Genomic DNA, 20,242 nt, shown 5'->3' on the forward strand with positions numbered 1-20,242 from the left:
CGAACACGGCCGGTGAGATTTCTTGTCCTGCGGAACTTCTCGCTACAGGCCAATAGGATCGGCGATGTGACCGATCGAAACGTGCTTGGGGGTCCGCTACAAGAGTGCGGTACCGATCCTCTGACCGGCTTCTACCGGGACGGCTGCTGCAGCACCGGCCCGGAGGATCTGGGCAGCCACACCGTGTGCACGGTCGTCACAGCAGAGTTCCTCGAACATCAGGCGTCGATCGGAAACGATCTGAGCACGCCGCGTCCGGAGAACAACTTCCCCGGGCTCCAGCCGGGGGACAGATGGTGTGTCGTGGCGGTGCGCTGGTTACACGCGCACGAGGACGGTGTCGCCGCGCCGGTGGTGCTGGCGGCGACCCATGAGAATGCCCTGGAAGTGATAGCGATGGAGATCCTCCGAAAATACGCGGTCGACGTACCCGACGACGTCAGCGATCTGCTCTGAGCGCGGGCGGGACCGCGGCGCCACCCGGCGGTCTCCGGGTGGCGGATCACTCCGCCGTACTACCGGCCGCCGCGAGATCCTGCCCCCGTAGACGCTGCGATATGACCTGGGTGATGCCGTCACCGCGCATACTCACGCCGTAGAGCGCGTCGGCGATCTCCATCGTCGGCTTCTGGTGGGTGATGACGATCAGCTGACTCTTCTCCCGCAACTGCTCGAACAGCCCGATGAGCCGGCGCAGATTGGTGTCGTCGAGCGCCGCCTCCACCTCGTCCATGACATAGAAGGGCGAAGGACGAGCACGGAAGATGGCGACCAGCAACGCCACCGCGGTCAGCGATTTCTCGCCACCGGAGAGCAGCGACAGCCGCTTCACCTTCTTACCGGGCGGCCGGGCCTCCACTTCGATACCGGTGGTGAGCATATCGGTGGGATCGGTCAGCAGCAGCCGGCCGTCGCCGCCGGGGAACAGGGCCGCGAAGACCTGGACGAACTCGCGTTCCACGTCGGCGTAGGCGTCGGTGAACACCTGCAGGATCCGGGAGTCGACCTCGGCGACCACGTCCAGCAGGTCCTGGCGAGCCTTCTTGACGTCCTCGAGCTGTGTGGCCAGGAAGTTGTAGCGCTCCTCGAGTGCCGCGAACTCCTCCAGCGCCAGCGGGTTGACCTTGCCGAGGGTGGCCAGATCCTTCTCGGCACGTTTGGCGCGGCGCTCCTGGGAGGCGCGGTCGAACGGCATCGGCGCGGGCGCGGTGACCTGCTCACCCCGCTCTTTCGCCTGCTCGTACTCGCGCAGCTCGAGCTCGCTGGGCGGTAGCGCGGCCTGGGGACCGTATTCGGCGATCAGATCGTCGAGTGCGATACCGAACTGTTCGGCGATGGTCGCTTCCAGCTGTTCGATCCGCAGCGCCGCCTGCGCTTTGGCGACCTCGTCGCGATGCACCGCGTCGGTGAGCTGTCCGAGCTGGGCGCTCAGCGCCCGCACCCGTTCTTTGATCCGGTCCACCTGACCGGCGCATTCGGTGCGCCGCCGGACCAGTTCGTCGCGACGGCCGGCGGCGGCCGCCACCACCTTCTCGAGTTCGGCGGCCAGATCCGCACCGGACTCGGCGACCGCGGCGGCGACCCGGGCGGCCTGCCTGCGCGCGGCCTGTGCGCGTTCGGCCCGGGCGCGCGCCTCGCGTTCGGCCCGCGCGGCGCGGCGCAGCGATTCCGCCTTACCGCGGACCGATTCGGCGCGTTCCTCGGCCGTACGCACCGCTAGCCGGGCCTCGACCTCCATGGCCCGGGCCTCGGCGAGTGCGGCGGCGGCCTCCTCCCGGGCCAGTGCGGCGGCCTCGGTCCCGGCGGCACCCGCGGTATCGCCGTCGGATTCGTCCTGTTCCCGCTCCGCGTGCCGGAGCCGGTCCTCGAGTTCGGCCAGATCGGTGACCGCTTTTTCGTGCGCGGTCTCGGCATCGGCGCGCTGACCGGTCAGCCGCTCCGATTCGGCATCGGCCGCCCGGACCGCCGAGCCCAGCCGGCCGAGCCGTTCGTAGACCGCGTTGAGAGCCTGATCGGATTCGTGCAGGGAGAGCAGCGTGTGGTCGACGGCTTCTTTCCGGTCGGTCTGTTCCGCCAGTGCCCCGGCCAGACTCGCTTCCAGTTCCTCGGCCTTGCGGCGGGCGGCGACCAGCTCGGCCTCGGCGGCGTCGATACCGGCCTGGATCTCCAACCGGCTCGGCGATCGGTCCGAACCGCCGACCAGCCATCCGGTCCCGGCCAGATCACCGTCGCGGGTGACGACCCGCAGTTCCGGCCGCTCGCCGAGCAGCGTGGAGGCCGTATCCAGATCGTCGACCACCGCGACGCGATCGGTCAGCGCCACCACCGCGGCGCGGACCGGCTCGGGGCAGTCCAGCACATCGAGCAACCACCGGGCGGATCCGGGCAGCTCCCGGTCGGTCTCGGGCTGCTGCTGTCCCGGTCCCTCGTAAACCAGCGCGGCCCGGCCACCGTCGGCCTTCCCGAGCGCCCGCAGGGCACTGAGGGCCGTCTCACCGGTATCGGCCACGACAGCCTCGGCCACCGGGCCGAGCACCGCGGCCACCGCGGATTCGAAACCGTTGTGCACACGCAGTTGTCCGGACAGCGGCCCCAGCAGTCCGGCCGGATGGTTCTCGGTGAGCCAGGCCGCACCGTCGCGGCTGGCCAGGTTCATCCCGAGCGCCTCGATCCGGGCGGTCAGCGAGGCCACCAGCCGACCTGCCTCCCGGTCCTCGGCGCGCAGTTCGGTGACTCTGGTGTCGGCCAGTTCGAGGGCTTCCACGGCATGTTCGTGCTGGGCGTCGAGTCCGGCTTCCCCGGCGTCCAGTTCGGCCAGTTCGTCCTGGACCGTGTCGAATTCGGTCCGCGCGGCGGTACCCCGGGCCCGGGCCTCCGCGATCGCGGTGGACAACCGCACGATCTCGGCGTCCATCGATTGGGTGCGCGTGCGCAGATTCTCGACCTGCCCGGACAACCGGACCAGCCCTTCGCGCCGGTCGGCGATGGCGCGCACCGCGGCCAGATGCGCCTGTTCGGCGGCCTTGGCCGCGTGTTCGCGATCGGCCAGACTGTCCCGCGCCGCCTCCAGCGTTTCGGTGGCCATCTCGACGGCTTCGCGCAGTTCGGCTTCCTCGGCCTCCACCCGGTCGGCTTCGGCTTCGAGTTGATCGGGGTCGCGGCCGGTGTTCGCCGGTGCGGAGGTATCCAGATGACGGGCACGGTCACCGGCGATCCGGATCGTCGCGTTGACCCGTTCGGACAGCGCGGACAGCTGGAACCACAGCTGCCCCGCCGCCTCGGCACCGGGCGTGAGCTGCGAGAGCTGGTATTCCTGCTGGGCGAGCGCGGCATTGGCGGCGTCGAGTTCGCTCTGCACGGTGATCTGCTGTTCCCGCGCGTACGCCTCTTTGCTCTGCTGGCCGGCCAGCTCGGTGCGCCGGGTGACCAGATCGTCGGCGGCCAGCCGCAACCGGGCGTCGCGCAGATCCGCCTGCACTGTCTGCGCCCGGCGCGCCACCTCGGCCTGCCGGCCCAGAGGTTTGAGCTGGCGGCGGAGTTCGGTGGTGAGATCGGTGAGCCGGGCCAGGTTGGCCTGCATCGCATCGAGTTTGCGAACCGCTTTTTCCTTGCGCTTGCGGTGTTTGAGCACCCCGGCGGCTTCTTCGATGAAGGCGCGCCGGTCCTCGGGACGCGATTCGAGAATGGCCGAGAGCTGACCCTGGCCGACGATGACGTGCATTTCCCGGCCGATACCGGAGTCGCTGAGCAGTTCCTGCACATCCATCAACCGGCATGTGTTGCCGTTGATCTCGTATTCGCCGGCGCCGTCGCGGAACATCCGGCGGGTGATCGAGACCTCGGCGTAGTCGATGGGCAGCGCGCCGTCGGAATTGTCGATGGTCAGCGTTACCTCGGCCCGGCCCAGCGGTGCCCGGCCGGAGGTACCGGCGAAGATGACGTCCTGCATCTTGCCGCCGCGTAGCGCTTTGGCCCCCTGCTCCCCCATCACCCAGGTGAGCGCGTCGACAACATTGGATTTACCGGATCCGTTCGGCCCCACGACACAGGTGATGCCGGGTTCGAACCGCAGGGTCGTCGCGGACGCGAAGGATTTGAACCCTTTCAACGTCAAGCTTTTCAGGTGCAACGCCGACGACCCTTTCCGCCTCCGTGACTTGTCCGCCTCACCCAGGCCGATCAGCCATGCTATCGGCCCGTGGCACCGGGTCACCGTCCGGCGCACCGGCCGTGGCCGATCGATTGCCGGGTATACCGGCCACCGCGGCCGGGCATGCGCACCGGCCGGACGTCACCGAGGCTACCGGGCGTTATATCTTCCGGCGATGGCGGTGGCCGCCTTCGATACCGGTTGCCGCCCGTACTGCCAGCACCGCACCCCACGGTCCGATGACCCATACCGGCCAGAAATAGGTGAACTCACCGACACTCAGCGAGATGGCGGCCCAGATGACCAGGACCAGCACACTGACGGTGAGCCACGCGCTCGCTTCGATCCGCTGCCAGATCGGGAAGCGCGAACGCGGTTGCGCCGACCGTGCCGTTGCCGGGGCGGGCAGGTCGGCGAGTACATCGGAGAGTTCCTCGCGGGTCGTGGTCCGGTACACCTGCGCGACTCGCTGGTCGTACTCGGTGAGGTCGATCCGGCCGTCACCGAGATGCCGGCTCAGGTCGTGCACGATCCGGTCGCGTTCCGCGTCCGAGGCCCGGGTGCCCTTCGTGATCTCCATTACCGCTCCCCTTACAGGTCAGACCACACTCCACAATGGAATACCCATCAGCGTGTACCTTCCATTGTGTAATGTCAACCCTTTCGCGGTGCCCGGTCGACGCGCAGTACCTACCGCTCGGCGAAACCCCGTAGCCCGCCCCGCGCCGGCTCCCAGGCCTCCACCACCAGGTCGACCCGGCCCGGCGTATCCCCCGAACGCAGCAGCGCCAGCAGCCGTTCGGCCGCCGACCGTGGCCCCTCGGCCACCACGTGCACCCGGCCGTCGGCGGCATTGGTTGCATGCCCGGTGAGCCCGAGCTCCAGCGCCCGCGCCCGCGTCCACCACCGGAAACCCACACCCTGCACAAACCCGTGCACCCAGGCACTCAACCGGACCGGGCCGGTCCCGTCTACCGCCGCCATGATTCAGTCGACCGTATCGATATCGAAAGACAGGGTCACCTTGCTGCCGGCCTTCAGCGTCCGGCCGACCGTGCAGACCTTGTCGATGGCCCGCTGCACCGTCACCAGCAGCCGATCCCGGGCCGCCGGATCCAGTTCGCTCATATCGAGCTCGAAGACCTCGTCGAGTTGCGGGTACACCTCGTTCTCCCGGTCGGCGGCACCGGAGACCCGGATGGTGGCGTCGTAGTCGTCGCCGAGCCGCCGCGACAGCGGGAGGTCCGAACTCATCCCCGAACAGGCCGCCAACGCGATCTTCAGCAGCTCCCCCGGGGTGAACACACCCGGCACACCGTCGGAACCGATCAACACCTCGGCGCCGCGCGAACTGTGACCGGTGTAGCGGCGCGTCCCCGTACGCTCCACCCACAGGGTGGTCGGCCCGGCTTCCGCCGCGGTAGCCGGACCGCCCGCTGTCGTAGCAGGTGCCGTCGTGCTGTCATCAACCATGGTCGCGATCCTGCCATCCACGCTCGTGGCACCGGGCACCCGTCCTCGGCCGGCGCCGGTACGTCCGCGCACCGCCGCGGAAACGGCGCCGGTAATGCGAGCCGCGGCAGCACCTCGGGCGCGAGCCGCGGAGGCGACGTCAGCTGCGGGGCCGGCACTGTGCCGGGTCCGCGAGTTCGGCGCACGGTAGGTTGCCGTTGGACCGGATGACATCCCGACCGGCCTCATCCAGCAGGAACCGCAGGAAACCGGCCCCCAGCGAACCCGGCGCGAAATCACCGTGACCGAACGCGTACTCCACTCCCCAGAACGGATAACCGTGCTCGGTCACCTCCACCCGGGTGGCGGGCCGGCCGTCGATCAGCACTTCGCCCACCCCGGGAGCGTCGGCGGCATCGGCGGATTCGCTGTAGCCGATCGCGCCGGCGGTGGCGGCGACCTCGGCGAGCATATCGTCGGTGTAGAGCGTCTGGCAGCGTCCGGGCGCTGCGTCCCGGCGCAGTTCGCGGCAGGTCAGCCCGGGTTCCGGCGGTTGCGTGGAATCGAGCAGGCGGGTTTCGAAGGTCGCGCGGGAGCCCGAACCGGGATAGCGGTTGACGATCCGTACCGGTTGATCGGCCCCGCCGACCTCCCGCCAGTTCGACACCCGCCCCTGGAACAGATCGCGGATCTGCCCGGCCGTCAGATCCCGCACCCCCGTGCCCGGATGCACCACCACCGAGAACACTGATACCGCCAGCGGCCGCTGCACCAGAGCCGGATAGTCCGCCCCCTTGGGTGCGTCACCGATCGCCAGCAGGCGGCCGGCCCCGCCGGCTTCGTCCTCGAGCCGGGCCATACCGCGCTCACTGCCTTCGAACCCGAAATCGAACCGGGCGCCGGGGCAGGTCTGCTCGTAGAGACGGGCCGCCTCGCGGATCACGGGTTCGAACGCGGTGGAGCCCACGACGGTCAGTTCACCGGTCGCACAGCCCAGGGGCGCGGGTTCGGGCTCGGCGATATCGAGCACTGTCATCGTCGCGATGACCAGGACGAGGAATCCGGTGAGCGCCACCATCAGCAGCGAAACCCCGGTCCGGCCTTTGGTTTTGGCGATCCCGCCGCCGGTCACCACACCCTGCATGATCGGGTCGGGATACGGATCGGTCCCGGTTGTGCGTTCCAGGGCGGCGAGGATTTTGTAGTGGTCGTTGCGGTTCAGCGGGACCTTGGGCAGATCGATCACGCCGTCGCCGTGGTCGAGTTGCCGATGCCCGAACCCCGAATCCGGTTCGAAACAGACGGCCAGCCCCTGATTGCTGAGTTCGGTGACCGCCAGTCCGATCACCTTGCGGCCCGGGAACTGTAGATGTAGACCGGCTCGATTGTGCTGCGCGGTCACATAGTCGGCGGCATCGATGGCGGTGGCACCGTTGTTCTCGATCCGCACGAGCACCACCGACAGATCCTTGAGGTTGCGTTCGGTCCCCTCGACGGTCTGCCGGAGCTGCCGCAGCGCGCCCGCGTGCCCGGACTCGGCCTCGCCGGTGACCGGCGTGTCCATCTGCACCCGCCAGCCGAGTCGTTTCCGGCCGACGAAGACGAACTCCCACACGAACGCACCCACCGGTATCGCGATACCCGCGAGCGGGAGAACGAGATCGAGCAGCAGTTCGCGCACCAGTGATCACCAATCCCCCGAATCGAAACAGCTCACACCATCTTTGGATACAGCACCGCGAAACCGGCGGGACGCGGGAACTGTTCGGCCGACGTTCACCACCCGGTCACCGATGGTGGGACCGGCTCATCGTCTCATTCGACGACCAGCCCACCGCCGGCACCGGCACCGGCGAATTCGAGCAGCCGCCGCGCCTCGGCCGCGAGTTCGGCGTGGGTATCCGGTCGCAGCGGATACCACGGCCGGATACGGATATCCGGGCCGTCCAGCGACCACCTGCCGTGCGCGAAACCGTCGACAAGGTATACCGGGACGCCGGCCGAGCCCTCGGCCGCGATGCGCCGGCGATCGTCCTCGGCGATGATGCGGCGACGATCCTTGTAGCCCAGCAACGCGTTGTCGAACGCGGGCAGGAACCGCACGGGCACGGCGAGATCGGCCTCGGCCAGCGGGGCGTCCGGCATATCGAACAGTTCGACTCCCCCGGGACCACGCAGCGTCCGTAACCGTGACCGCAGGGTCGCGAACACCTCGGCGAGCCGGGACAGCCCCGACCATGCCTGGGCATCGGCGACGGTCGCCGGCCCGAAAACCGCCAGATAACGCAGGACCAGTGTGGCGGGGTCCGGCTCGCCCAGCGCCGCCCCGATCCATTCCTCGGCCGGGCCGACGGTCACCGACCGGTTGCGCCAACGGCCCCATTCGCCGGTTTCGGCACCGTGCGCCATCGGCACCAGTACCTCCACGGTTTCGGCGAGCCGCCGGGTGTGCCGCTGCGGAAACCGGTCGGCCAGCAGCAGACCCAGCTCACGCCGCGATCTCCACCGGCCCGATGCCAGTTCGCGACCGGCGGTGGCCAGCGCGGACAGTTCGAGCCCGGCGATCTCGTCACGGTAGTAGGCGGTGTTCAGCGCGCCCGCCACATACGACTGCACGGTCGGGCGCAGCCAGCGGAAATCCGCCGCGGTACTGAGATGCACTGTGCGCCGGAGAGTCGTGGAGCGGACCAGTTCCCGGTCGTGCAGCAGCGCGGCGAGATCACCGTGCTCGAACCGGGACAGCCGCGACCACAGTCCGATATACGGCCAATTCGGTTCCTGCCCCTGCACCGCCACCAGCTGCCGGATGACCTCGTAGGGTGTCTGCCCGGTCCGGGCCGCGAGATGCTGACGCACCAACAGCGTCCGGTTCAGCTCGCGCAGTGAGAGTTCCCGCATATCGGGCATTATGGCCGTGCCCACCGACAGACGCGCCGCTGGTCATCCGCCCGGTGTACGCGTCCACTCCAGCAGTTCGGCCATCGGACGGGTGTTGACGATCCGCTCCGGCGGCACTCCGGCGGCCACCGCGCGAACGCATCCGTACCCCTGCCAGTCCAGCTGCCCGGGCGCGTGCGCGTCGGTATCGATCGAGAACTCACAACCCATCTCGAGCGCGAGCCGGATCAGCCGCGACGGCGGATCCCGGCGCTCGGGCCGCGAGTTGATCTCGACCGCGGTGCCGAAGCGGCGGCAGGCCTCGAATACGATCCGCGGGTCGAATTCCGATTCCGGCCGGGTGCCGCGCCCGCCCTCGACGAGCCGCCCGGTGCAGTGGCCGAGCACATCGACATTCGGATTCGCCACCGCGTACACCATCCGCCGGGTCATGGTGTCGGCGTCGTCGCGCAATCGCGAATGCACGCTGGCGACGACGATATCCAGTTCGGCGAGCAGATCCGCGTCCTGGTCGAGCGAACCGTCGTCGAGGATATCGACCTCGATCCCGGTCAGGACCCGAAATGGTGCCAGTTCCGCGTTCAGTTCGGCCACCACGTCCAGTTGCCGCCGCAATCGTTGCGCGGAAAGCCCGTTGGCCACGGTGAGCCGCGGCGAATGGTCGGTCAGGGCGCAGTACTCGTGTCCGAGCGCGGCCGCGCACGCCATCATCTCGGCAATCGGGCTGCCACCGTCGGACCAGTCGGAGTGGGTGTGCAGATCGCCGCGCAGCCTCGTGCGCAGCGATACGCCCTCGGGACCGACCGGCTTCGCGGCGGAGCGCAGTTCGGCGAGGTAGCGCGGCACCGTCCCGGCGTACGCCTCCTCGATCACGGCGGCGGTTTTCGGGCCGATCCCCGACAGTTCCTGCCAGCTGTGGTCCCGGCGGTGTCCCTCGGCCGCGGCGTCGTCGAGTCCGGCGAGGATATCGGCGGCCCGCCGGTACGCCTTCACCCGGTGCGTCGGCTCCCGGCCGCGTTCGAGCCAGAAGCCGATCTCGCGCAGCGCGGCGATCGGATCCGGAGCGGCCTTCCCGGCCTGCTCCGGCTCGTCCGGCTCCACCGCCGGGGTCACCGGCTACCTCGCCCTGCCGTATTTCACGAAGGCGACACCGTCCTCGAAAACCTGGCTGGTGATCACGCGGAAATTCGCCGGATCCGGGAGCTGTGGCCCGGTACCGAACAACGGCCGCCCCTGGCCCAGCACGATCGGATACAACTTCAGGAAGATCTGATCGATTTCCGGGAGCAGCGCGCGGGCCAGCTCACCGCCACCGCACAACCAGATACCGAGGCCCCGCTCCCGCTTGAGCGCGGCCACCGCGGCCAGCGGATCGGTCTGGATCAGTTCCACCGCGGGATCCGGGCGGGCCGTGAGCGTGGTCGACACGACGTACTGCCGCAGATGCGCGTACGGGCTCGCGGTACCGGTCCGGACGCCGAAGTCGTGGGTCCGGCGGCCCATGATCACGGTGTCGAAGTTCTCGTTGCGTTTGACGATGCCCAGCGATTCCCGGACCCGCGAGGGCAGAGTCTCCGGGTACTGCGCCGTGATGGCGGGCCCGTGATCGCCACCGACCGGGAAGAAATCCACCGAGCCGTCCTCGGTGGCTATGAACCCGTCGATGGTGGCCGCGACGTAGTAGGTGAGCTTGCGCATGGCCTGCCTGCCTCCCGGACGGACCGGATCGATGATCTCGCCGAGGCCCACCGTAACCCGCGGCCGGTCCGCGCGCGAGGGCCTCCTCAGGAGGCGACGCGGCGTCCGCGCGCCGGCGGCTGGCAGCGTGGGCAGGAAAAGGACGAGCGGTTCATGAACTTCTCCCGCACGATCACCGCTCCGCACCGTGTGCAGGGCCGGTCACCGCGGCCGTAGACCGCCAGCGCCCGTTCGAAGTAGCCGGATTCGCCGTTCACATTCACATACAGGGCGTCGAAGGAGGTGCCGCCGGCGGCGAGTGCGTCGGTCATCACCGCTCGCGCCTCGGCGAGCAGACCCCGCAGTACCGGACGGGTGAGCGTCGAGGCGATCCGCCCGCCGTGCAGTTTCGCCCGCCACAATGCCTCGTCGGCGTAGATGTTGCCGATACCGGAGACCACCGACTGATCCAGCAGCACTCGCTTGATCTCGGTGTTCTTGGTCCGCAACACCCCGACCACCCGGTCGTCGTCGAAGCGGGGATCCAGCGGATCCCGGGCGATATGGGCCAGCAGATCGGGTAGCAGAGCGCCGTCGACCTCCACCAGCGGTGCCAGCACCCAGCCACCGAAGGTGCGCTGATCGACGAACCGTAGTTCGTGGCCGTCGTCGAGGGTCGCCCGGATGTGCGCGTGCTTCTCCACCGGCGCATCGGCGGGCTGTACCAGCATCTGCCCGCTCATCCCCAGATGGACGACGAGCGCGGTATCGGCGGATGTGCCGTCGGGTTCGGCGAAGGTGAGCCACAGGTATTTACCGCGGCGCTCGGCCGCGGCCACCGACAAACCGGTCAGCCGGGCCGCCATATCGGCGGCGCCCGCCACATGCCGGCGTACCGACCGTGGATGGGTGACGGTCACCGATTCGACGGTGCGCCCGCACAGATGCTCGGTCAGGCCGCGGCGTACGACCTCGACCTCGGGGAGTTCGGGCACCTCAGGATTCGCCGGTCAACGCGCGGTAGGCCGCGCCCGCCGCCTTCTGCTCGGCTTCCTTCTTCGACCGGCCGATCCCCTGACCGTATGCTTCCCCGGCGATCACGGTGGTCGCGGTGAATTCCTTGTCGTGGTCGGGGCCGGTGGAGGTGATCTCGTAGCTCGGCACGCCGAGCCCACGTTCGGCTGTCAGCTCCTGCAGGCTGGTCTTGAAATCCAGCCCGGCGCCCATCCGGGGTCCGCGCTCGAGCAGATCCGCGAACAGTCGCAGTACGACCTCGCGCGCCACATCGATCCCGTGCTCCAGGTGGACGGCGCCGAGCAGTGACTCCATACCGTCGGCGAGGATGCTGGGCTTGTCCCGGCCACCGGTGAGTTCCTCGCCCTTACCGAGCAGCAGATGGACACCCAGCCCGCCGTCGCCCAGATTCCGCGCGACCTCGGCCAGTGCGTGCATGTTCACCACACTCGCGCGCAGCTTCGCCAATTCGCCTTCGGATTTCTCCGGGTGCTCATGGTAGAGCCGTTCGGTGATGCTCAGTCCGAGCACCGAATCGCCGAGGAACTCGAGCCGCTCGTTGGTCGGCAGTCCACCGTTCTCGTACGCGTACGAGCGATGTGTCAGCGCCAGGCGCAGCAACTCGGGCTGCACCTGCACACCCAGCGCGGCGAGCAGATTCGCGTGGTCGCTCGGCTCGCCGGATTCGTCTTTACCCGCGGTCAACGGTTGACCGCGGGTCAGACGGCCGAGGTGACCTGGCGGCCCTTGTAGGTACCGCAGGAGGGGCACGCGATATGCGGCGGGGTCTTCTGGCCACAGGCCCGGTTCGGGCAGGTGATCAGGGTGGGAGCGGCGGCCTTCCACTGGCTGCGCCGCGACCGGGTGTTGGAACGGGACATCCGGCGCTTGGGAACGGCCACGACTAGTTCTCCTCTGTACTGTTACGTGCTGTATCGGAATGGTCTCCGGCGGCCGCACCCTCGTCGGGGCTGCCGCTGCCGGGCGATCCGGGGGCGAATTTCGCCAGCCCGGCCCAGCGGGGATCAAGTATCTCATGCCGGTGATCGGAACCCGCAATCGCCATCCGAACCCCGCACTCCGGGCACAGGCCCTGACAGTCCGGGGAACACAGCGGCTGCAGCGGCAGTTCCAGCCCGAGCTGGTCCACCACCAGGGGTTCCAGGTCGATGAGATCGTCGCTCATCCGATAGACCTCGTCGGCGGCGGCGGTCTGGTCGGTGGCGCTGTCGGGGTAGGCGAACAGTTCGGTCAGCGACAGCTGGACCGTATCGGTGAACTGTTCGAGACAGCGGGAGCATTCGCCGGCGACCGGCGCATCGAGCGTCCCGGTGACGAGCACCCCCTCCGATACCGACTGCAACCGCAGATCCAGTTCGACCTCGGCGCCGACGGGCACCCCGATCAGGTCGAGCCCGAGTGGTTCGGTCGTGGTGACCGTCCGCCGCAGTTCGCGCATGGATCCCGGGGCGCGACCGAGGCTGCGGACATCCAGCACAAAACCCGAACCGTGCGCACGTGGCGCACCGGAACGCGATCGCGCGGTCGTATCGGCAGGCATCGAAGAACACTCCACTGGACGGTTCGGGCTGTTGGGTTTGCGCCGGAATCGGCGAGCAACCACACCACAGTACGTGAACCGATCACCCCGGCAAAACTCGACGGCGGCGGCCGATAGGCACTGGTCGGCGCTCAGCCCGGCGCGGTAGCGGGAGAACAGAGAAGCCGAACGGCCGATCGAGCGCACAAGACCCGCAACGGCAGTAGCGATCCGGCAGCACTCCGCACCGCCGATGCCGCGGACCACCGAAGTATTCGGCCGCACACCCACCCACGCCCACTCCCCTCCGGACACGCAGATCACCGAGCGGACGAACCGAGCAGCAAGTCCCCGCAGTCGCCGTGACCGGTCCTCCACCGCTCATAAACCCCGGACCGGGGTGGTCGGACCATCAGGCGCGTGGTGCAGCCCGGCCGGAGTCCGGTCGACCAGCCCGAGAGCCGTGAAATCTCCGAGCGCGAGGTGCGAGCCGCGCAGGGCCGGGAGCCCACCCCCGACAACCGCCGCCCACGTCGACACCTCCCCACCTACGCCGGACGCCACCCCTGTGGTCGGGGCCCGCCCCGTTTCGAAGCGACAGAGCGAGGGAGCCAACGACCGACCGCCGGAGTGAAGACCCGGCCACGAGGGCCCCGACAAGCCCCGCCGCAGGCGGGGCAACAAACACAGCCCGCCCCCGTTCTGAAGCGAGGGAGCGATCACCGGAGTAAAAACTGGGATCACCAAGGGCCCGACCAACGACGCCGGAGGCGGAGCCCACCACAAAGGCGGGGCCCGCCCCGGTTCTGGAGCGACGAAGCGAAGGAGCGCAGCGACTGAGCGTAGGAGTGAAGAACCGGGGTCAATAGGGCCCCGCCCCGCCCCGCCGAAGGCGGGGCAAACAAACACAGCTCACCGCCGGAACTCGGCGGCGTAATCCGGGACACCGGCTCCGTTGCGCAGTTGCTGGCGGCCGCGGCCGACGGTGCGCAGGGCGCCGCCGAGGGTTTCCTCGAATTCGGCGAGTTTGGTGTCGACGTAGTGGTCGCAGTCGGCGCGCATGCGGTCGGCGTCGGCGTGCGCGGTGTCGATGATGCGGGCCGATTCGGCGTGTGCGGCGCGCACCACCTCGGTGTCTTCCACCAGTCGCCGCTGTTCGGCCTGTCCGTCGGCGACCGAGCGGTCGTAGGAGGCCTGGCCGGCTTCGACGGTCCGTTCGGCTTCGGCTCGGGCCCGGCCGGTGACCGCCTCGTATTCGGCTTTGGCGTCGGAGACGAGGCGTTCGGCTTCGGCGGTGGCGGTATCGACCATCCGGTCGGAGTGTGCGGTGGCTTCGGCGACCATGCGGTCGGCGTGCGCTTTGGCTTCGGCGAGGATCCGGTCGGCTTCGGCGCGGGCATCGGTCACGGTGCCGGCGGCTTGTTCGTCGGCGGATCGGATGGTGTCCTCGGCCAGGCCGCGGGCATCGTCGACGATCTTGTCCCGGTGGTCGAGGACATCTTGGGCGTCGTCGATCTCGGTGGGCAGCGCGTCGCGGACATCGTCCAGCAGGTCGAGTGTTTCCGGCCGCGGGACGATGCAGTTGCGCGTCGCGGGGATCCCGCGCGCTTCCTCGACTATGGCGACCAGTTCGTCGAGCGCCTCGAATACCCGGTACATGCTCACTGTCCTCCTGCTGACCATCGGCGACACATCACGCCGTTCCCAGTGTGCCCCGGGCCGGTCGATGCGCCGAACCTGATTTCGGTGTGTCGCCCGTTCCGCCCGATATCTGCAGAGTCACACAATCAACTGGAGACCTGCCCTCCGCTTGGTGTTAGATTCGTAGGGAGCCCAACCGCCACGCGGGCGGGCTGCCTGTCCCTTGCCCGATCGGAACCACCCATGACCATCCTGCAGATGCCTCCGTCCACGGCACTGACGACCGGGGATCTGGAGATCGATTGGCCGGAACCGACCGTTGTGGCTGCCTGGCAGCAGCGTCTCCTGCGATATCTGCGCGGCGACCGCGCGTTCCCACAGTTGATTCGTTTCGCACTGGTCGGCGGATTGAGCAATATCTCCTATGTGCTGCTGTTCCTGACCCTCGCCGGTGTGGGAACGTTGGCGGCCAATGTGGCGGGGTCGGTGGTGAGCACCGTTCTGGCGAACGAACTGCATCGCCGGCTCACCTTCCACGCGGCCGAGCGGGTCGGCTGGTTCACCGCGCAGTGGGAGGGTGGCGGATTGGCGCTGCTGGGCCTGGGGATCAGCACCGCGGCCCTCGCCTCGCTGGAAATACTGTCGCCCACCTTGAACGAACCCGCGCAGGCCGGCGCCGTTCTGGCGATCAGCGCCGGGGTCGGCGGCCTGCGCTTCCTGGCATTGCGCGGTCTGGTGTTCCGGCCGCTGCAGCGGGCCCGGGAAGTGACCGCGCAGCGGTCCGGTTCAGCTCGCGCGCTCGGCCAGCCGGTCGAGTAGTCGCTTGTGCACCAGGGGCGGCAGCATATCGCTGACGTCGCCGCCGAACGCCGCCACTTCTTTGACCAGGGAGCTGGACAGATAGCTGTATCCGGGGTTGGTGGCGATGAAGAAGGTGTCCACCCCGGAGAGCTTCTTGTTCATCTGCGCCATCTGGAGTTCGTAGCCGAAATCACCGGCGTCGCGCAGGCCCTTGACGATGGCGGTGATGCCCTGTTCCCGGGCGAAGTCGACCAGCAGGCCGTGCCAGGAGGCGACCCGGACGTTCGGGAGGTCCGCGGTGGCATCACGGAGCATCTCGATGCGCTCGTCGATGTCGAACATGCCCTGTTTCTTCTTGTTGATCATCACCGTGATGACGACCTCGTCGAACTGCTCGGCGACCCGCCGGAACACATCGAGGTGGCCGTTGGTCACCGGATCGAACGACCCCGGGCACAAAGCTCCTGCCATGGGTCAGACGCTAGCAGGTTCGCCCGGTCCGGCCCGGTCCGCGCCGAGGTATACCGCCGACTCGATCCGGGTCTCGCCGTAGCGGCGTGCCGACCGGGCTTCGAATCGTGCGGGCCAATCGATCTCGGCGGACCGCGCGGACCGTTCCACCAGCAGTAGCGCGTCCTCGGACAACCACCCGTGCGCGGCCAACGCCGTGAGATCGGCCTGCACCGCGGCGGTGGGCAGATCGTAGGGCGGATCGGCGAAAACGAGGTCGTAGGCATCTGCGGCACTGTGCCCGAGCACCTGGGCCACCGTTCCGATCCGCACCTGCGCGTCACCGAACCCGAGTTCGGCGATATTGGCGCGTAACACTCCGGCGGCCCGCCGGTCGGATTCGACCAGCAGTGCGGCCGCGGCGCCCCGGGACAGCGCTTCCAATCCGAGCGCACCGGAGCCGGCGTAGAGGTCGAGCACCCGCACACCGGCGAGATCCATCCGGGCCTCGATCGAGGAGAACAACGCCTCCCGCACCCGATCCGAGGTGGGCCTGGTCCCGGCGGGCGGTACCTTCAGGCGCCGCCCACCGGCTTTTCCGGCGACGATCCGGGTCATTCGGATTCACGCTCGCCCAGCTCGACGAGCAGATCACCGCCTTCGACCTGCTGCACCTGCGCGATGGCGACCCGGCCCACCACGCCGCCGCGCGGGGCGGTGATGGCGGCCTCCATCTTCATGGCCTCGATGGTGCCTATGGTGTCGCCCGAGGCCACGGTTTCCCCTTCGGCCACGGTCAGGGTCACCACACCGGCGAACGGCGCCGCGATGTGGTGCGGATTGTTCTTGTCCGCCTTTTCCGCCGCCGGGATCTCGCTGGCGATGGAACGGTCGCGCACCGAGACCGGGCGCAGCTGGCCGTTGAGGATGCACATCACCGTACGCATACCGCGCTCGTCGGGTTCGGCGATCGCTTCCAAGCCGATGAGCAGGATGACACCCTTCTCCAGTTGGACGCGGTGTTCCTCGCCGTGCCGCAGACCGTAGAAGAACTGGTTGGCCGACAGGCCGGTGGTATCGCCGTACTTCTCCCGGTGCGCCAGGAATTCCGCGGTCGGGCCGGGAAACAGCAGCCGGTTCAGGGTCGCACGCCGTTCGTCGGAGGTACCGGCCAGGCCGGCTTCGTCCGCGGCGGACAGTTCCACCACGGGTTTGGCGGCGCTGCGTCCGGCCAGCGCCCGCTCCCGGAACGGTTCGGGCCAGCCACCGGCCGGGGTGCCGAGTTCACCGCGCAGGAAACCGATCACCGAATCGGGGATATCGAACCGGCCCGGGTCGGCGGCGAAATCCTCGATATCGGTCCCGGAGCCCACCAGCGACAGCGCGAGATCACCGACGACCTTGGAGGACGGGGTCACCTTGATGAGCCGGCCCAGCAACCGGTCCGCGGCCGCGTATTTCGCTTCCACATCCTCGAATCGGTCGCCCAGGCCCAGCGCGATGGCCTGCTGCCGCAGATTCGACAGCTGGCCGCCGGGGATCTCGTGGGTGTAGACGCGACCGGTGGGCGCGGGCAGCCCCGACTCGAACGGCGCGTACACCTTGCGCAGCGCCTCCCAATAGGGCTCGAGATCGCAGACATTGCGCAGGTTCAGCCCGGTGTCGTATTCGCTGTGCGCGGCGGCGGCCACGATCGCCGAGAGCGCGGGCTGGCTGGTGGTTCCGGCCATCGCTGCCGAGGCGCCGTCGACCGCGTCCGCGCCCGCCTGCCAGGCGGCGAGATAGGTTGCCAGCTGCCCGCCGGGGGTGTCGTGGGTGTGCACATGGACCGGCAGATCGAAATTGCTGCGCAGCGCGGTCACCAGTTTCACCGCGGCCGGCGCCCGCAACAGTCCGGCCATATCCTTGATCGCCAGCACGTGCGCACCCGCGTCCACGATCTGTTCGGCCAGCTTGAGGTAATAGTCCAGGGTGTAGAGCTTCTCGTCCGGGTCGGCGAGATCACCGGTGTAGCTGAGCGCCACTTCGGCGATCGCGGTGCCGGTTTCGCGGACCGCATCGATGGCCGGGCGCATCTGGTCCACATTGTTCAGCGCGTCGAAGATGCGGAAGATATCGATGCCGGTATCGGTGGCCTCGGCCACGAAGGCCCGGGTGACCCGCTCCGGGTAGGGGGTGTAGCCGACGGTGTTACGGCCGCGCAGCAGCATCTGCAGGCAGATGTTCGGGACCGCCTCGCGCAACGCCGCCAGCCGCTCCCACGGATCCTCGTACAGGAATCGCAGCGCCACATCGTAGGTAGCCCCGCCCCACGCCTCGATCGACAACAGTTCCGGGGTCAGCCGCGCCACGTGCCCGGCCACATCGAGCAGGCCGTTGGTGCGTACCCGGGTCGCCAGCAGCGACTGATGGGCATCGCGGAAGGTGGTATCGGTGACCCCGACCGCCTTCTGTTCCCGCAGCGCTCGGGCAAAACCCTCGGGGCCCAGCGTCAGCAGTTTCTGCCGCGAACCGTCCGGCGGCGGCACCGACAGGTCGATCGCGGGCAGTTTGTCGTGCGGGTACACCGCAGTGGGCCGGGCGCCGTGCGGTTTGTTGACCGTGACATCGGCCAGGTAGTTCAGGATCTTGGTGCCGCGGTCGGCGGGCTCGCGGGTGGCCAGCAGTTCCGGGCGTTCGTCGATGAACGAGGTGGTGATCCGGCCCGCGGTGAAATCCTCGTCGTCGAGCACGGCGAGCAGGAACGGGATATTGGTGGTGACCCCGCGGATACGGAACTCCATCAGCGCGCGCCGCGCCCGTGCCACCGCGGCCGGGAAATCACGGCCCCGGCAGGTGAGTTTCACCAGCATGGAATCGAAGTAGGCGCCGATCTCGGCGCCGAGGTTGGCGCCACCGTCGAGCCGGATCCCGGCGCCGCCCGGAGTGCGGTACGCGGTGATGCGACCGGTATCGGGACGGAAACCGTTGGCCGGGTCCTCGGTGGTGATCCGGCATTGCAACGCCGCGCCCCGAATGGTCACCGTGTCCTGGCTCAATCCCAGATCGGCCAGGCTCTCCCCGGCCGCGATCCGCAGCTGCGACTGCACCAGATCCACATCGGTGATCTCCTCGGTCACCGTATGTTCCACCTGGATTCGCGGGTTCATCTCGATGAACACGTGGTTCCCGCGCTCGTCGAGCAGGAATTCCACCGTGCCCGCGCAGCTGTACCCGATCTGCCGTGCGAAGGCCACTGCGTCCGCGCAGATCCGGTCCCGCAGTTCCGGGTCCAGATTCGGCGCCGGCGCCAGCTCGATCACCTTCTGATGCCGCCGCTGCAGCGAACAGTCCCGCTCGAACAGGTGCATCACATTGCCCTGTGTATCGGCCAGGATCTGCACCTCGATATGCCGGGGATTCACCACGGCCTGCTCCAGGAACACCGTCGGATCGCCGAACGCCGATTCGGCCTCGCGCGAAGCGGCCTCGATCGCCTCCCGCAGCCCCGACCGCTCGGCGACCCGCCGCATCCCACGCCCACCGCCGCCGGCGACAGCCTTCACGAATACCGGGAACTCCATGGTCTCCGCGGCCGCCAGCAGCTCCGTCACATCGGCCGAAGGAGCGCTCGAATCCAGCACCGGCAGTCCGGCCGCCTTTGCCGCGGCGATCGCACGCGCCTTGTTACCGGCCAGTTCGAGGACCTCGGCGGAGGGACCGATGAAGGTGATTCCCGCCCGGGCGCACGCGGCGGCCAGATCCGGATTCTCCGAGAGGAACCCGTACCCCGGGTAGATCGCATCGGCGCCCGCTGTCGCGGCGGCCTCGATGATCGCCTCGACCGAGAGGTAGGCCCGGACCGGATGGCCTTCCTCACCGATCTCGTATGCCTCGTCGGCCTTCAGGCGGTGGACCGAATTGCGGTCTTCGTGCGGGAAGACGGCAACCGTCCCGACACCGAGCTCGTACGCCGCGCGGAAGGCTCGGATGGCGATTTCGCCGCGGTTGGCAACCAAGACTTTCGAGAACATTGGACCAACGTACCCGGCGCCACAGCCAGGATCGACAGCGAAGTCCACTTGGCAGGATCTTCACAGCTGCGTATGGCAACGCTGCGAAGTCTTGTTCACCGCACCGTCATATCTCACGACCCACAACCCCGGCCTGTGCGTATCCTCCGGTGCTGCGATTTCCCGGCTTCCCGCCGGACGCGGCCGATTTTGCGAAGGAATGCGAAGCCCGCCCCGGTCGGGCACCGGCCCTACCGCCCTGGGCAGTTCGGCGCGCCCACGTTATTGTGGTCCACGCAGCTGGTCCGCCGGCCGGACGACGAGGAGCCCCGAACGTCCGCCCCGGCGCCGAAGCCCGCAACACGCGGGTGAGAGGGAATCCGGTGGGAATCCGGAACTGTCCCGCAGCGGTGAGCAGGAACGACCGCCGTCATGAGCACTGGGTGTACCGCCCGGGAAGCGACGGCCAGTAGGTCGGCCGTATCGGCCGGTGCCCGCGAGTCCGAAGACCTGCCGGTTGTACCGGGTACGCCGTATCCGGTGGCCACCGCCTCGTGGATCAGGCGCCGCCACCAGTGCTGACATCCGACCCGCCCGCGCGGCCGGTCGTCCGGGGTCTCATCGGTG

At 68.6% G+C, this 20,242-nt stretch carries 18 protein-coding genes and 1 riboswitch; of the genes, 2 read left to right on the forward strand and 16 right to left on the reverse strand.

Translation table 11 applies throughout. The features are described from left to right. The first annotated feature begins 66 nt into the window (after positions 1-66). Positions 67-456, forward strand: a complete 390-nt coding sequence (locus tag ACWCPQ_RS18810) for a DUF2237 family protein (protein WP_030521801.1) — start codon at positions 67-69, stop codon at positions 454-456. Between the two features lie 46 nt (positions 457-502). On the opposite strand, the gene smc is transcribed toward ACWCPQ_RS18810, so the two are convergent. From smc to ACWCPQ_RS18875, 13 genes are all read right to left on the reverse strand, one after another. Then, positions 503-4,129: a chromosome segregation protein SMC gene (gene smc / locus ACWCPQ_RS18815; protein WP_449900386.1), complete on the reverse strand. Its 3,627-nt coding sequence runs from the start codon at positions 4,127-4,129 to the stop codon at positions 503-505. A gap of 181 nt (positions 4,130-4,310) precedes the next feature. Next, positions 4,311-4,730: a DUF1707 SHOCT-like domain-containing protein gene (locus tag ACWCPQ_RS18820; RefSeq protein WP_449900389.1), complete on the reverse strand. Its 420-nt coding sequence runs from the start codon at positions 4,728-4,730 to the stop codon at positions 4,311-4,313. Between the two features lie 110 nt (positions 4,731-4,840). Next, positions 4,841-5,134, reverse strand: coding sequence for an acylphosphatase (locus tag ACWCPQ_RS18825; RefSeq protein WP_449900390.1), 294 nt, complete (start codon positions 5,132-5,134; stop codon positions 4,841-4,843). A 3-nt stretch (positions 5,135-5,137) separates the two neighbouring features. Further along, positions 5,138-5,623, reverse strand: coding sequence for an OsmC family protein (locus ACWCPQ_RS18830; protein ID WP_449900392.1), 486 nt, complete (start codon positions 5,621-5,623; stop codon positions 5,138-5,140). A 139-nt stretch (positions 5,624-5,762) separates the two neighbouring features. Next, positions 5,763-7,283: a substrate-binding domain-containing protein gene (locus tag ACWCPQ_RS18835; protein ID WP_449900395.1), complete on the reverse strand. Its 1,521-nt coding sequence runs from the start codon at positions 7,281-7,283 to the stop codon at positions 5,763-5,765. A gap of 134 nt (positions 7,284-7,417) precedes the next feature. Continuing rightward, on the reverse strand, positions 7,418-8,500 hold the full coding sequence (locus ACWCPQ_RS18840) for a winged helix DNA-binding domain-containing protein (protein ID WP_449900398.1): 1,083 nt from the start codon (positions 8,498-8,500) through the stop codon (positions 7,418-7,420). 42 nt (positions 8,501-8,542) lie between these two features. Then, positions 8,543-9,613, reverse strand: a complete 1,071-nt coding sequence (locus ACWCPQ_RS18845) for a PHP domain-containing protein (RefSeq protein WP_449900400.1) — start codon at positions 9,611-9,613, stop codon at positions 8,543-8,545. Positions 9,614-9,616: 3 nt separating this feature from the next. Further along, the gene (locus ACWCPQ_RS18850; RefSeq protein WP_449900402.1) at positions 9,617-10,198 is read right to left on the reverse strand and encodes a dihydrofolate reductase family protein; all 582 of its coding nucleotides are present in this window, start codon (positions 10,196-10,198) and stop codon (positions 9,617-9,619) included. 86 nt (positions 10,199-10,284) lie between these two features. After that, positions 10,285-11,172 carry a bifunctional DNA-formamidopyrimidine glycosylase/DNA-(apurinic or apyrimidinic site) lyase gene (gene mutM, locus ACWCPQ_RS18855; RefSeq protein WP_449900405.1) on the reverse strand — a complete coding sequence of 296 codons (888 nt, stop codon included), beginning with the start codon at positions 11,170-11,172 and terminating at the stop codon, positions 10,285-10,287. Position 11,173: 1 nt separating this feature from the next. After that, positions 11,174-11,896, reverse strand: coding sequence for a ribonuclease III (rnc, locus tag ACWCPQ_RS18860; RefSeq protein WP_449900407.1), 723 nt, complete (start codon positions 11,894-11,896; stop codon positions 11,174-11,176). A gap of 14 nt (positions 11,897-11,910) precedes the next feature. Further along, positions 11,911-12,093 (reverse strand): 50S ribosomal protein L32, encoded by a 183-nt coding sequence (rpmF, locus tag ACWCPQ_RS18865; protein ID WP_449900408.1) that lies wholly within the window; start codon positions 12,091-12,093, stop codon positions 11,911-11,913. A 2-nt stretch (positions 12,094-12,095) separates the two neighbouring features. Then, complete coding sequence (locus ACWCPQ_RS18870) at positions 12,096-12,752, reverse strand: YceD family protein (protein WP_449900410.1); 657 nt, start codon at positions 12,750-12,752, stop codon at positions 12,096-12,098. An 891-nt stretch (positions 12,753-13,643) separates the two neighbouring features. Next, positions 13,644-14,390 carry a DivIVA domain-containing protein gene (locus ACWCPQ_RS18875; RefSeq protein WP_449900411.1) on the reverse strand — a complete coding sequence of 249 codons (747 nt, stop codon included), beginning with the start codon at positions 14,388-14,390 and terminating at the stop codon, positions 13,644-13,646. A 225-nt stretch (positions 14,391-14,615) separates the two neighbouring features. On the opposite strand from ACWCPQ_RS18875, the gene ACWCPQ_RS18880 reads away from it, so the two are divergent. After that, positions 14,616-15,191 (forward strand): GtrA family protein, encoded by a 576-nt coding sequence (locus tag ACWCPQ_RS18880; RefSeq protein WP_449900413.1) that lies wholly within the window; start codon positions 14,616-14,618, stop codon positions 15,189-15,191. Here ACWCPQ_RS18880 and coaD read toward each other — a convergent pair. Genes coaD through ACWCPQ_RS18895 form a run of 3 tightly spaced genes read right to left on the reverse strand, consistent with a single transcriptional unit; the run spans position 15,159 to position 19,636 of the window. Then, a complete protein-coding gene (coaD, locus tag ACWCPQ_RS18885; protein ID WP_449900415.1) occupies positions 15,159-15,644 on the reverse strand; it encodes a pantetheine-phosphate adenylyltransferase in 486 nt (161 codons plus the stop codon). The genes ACWCPQ_RS18880 and coaD overlap by 33 nt on opposite strands. 3 nt (positions 15,645-15,647) lie before the next feature. Next, complete coding sequence (gene rsmD / locus ACWCPQ_RS18890; RefSeq protein ID WP_449900417.1) at positions 15,648-16,241, reverse strand: 16S rRNA (guanine(966)-N(2))-methyltransferase RsmD; 594 nt, start codon at positions 16,239-16,241, stop codon at positions 15,648-15,650. Further along, positions 16,238-19,636, reverse strand: a complete 3,399-nt coding sequence (locus ACWCPQ_RS18895) for a pyruvate carboxylase (protein WP_449900419.1) — start codon at positions 19,634-19,636, stop codon at positions 16,238-16,240. The genes rsmD and ACWCPQ_RS18895 overlap by 4 nt, the downstream gene beginning before the upstream one ends. Before the next feature lie 332 nt (positions 19,637-19,968). Then, a riboswitch (cobalamin riboswitch) is annotated at positions 19,969-20,129 on the forward strand. The last annotated feature ends 113 nt before the right edge of the window (positions 20,130-20,242 follow it).

The sequence above is a fragment of the Nocardia sp. NPDC001965 genome (assembly GCF_053594175.1).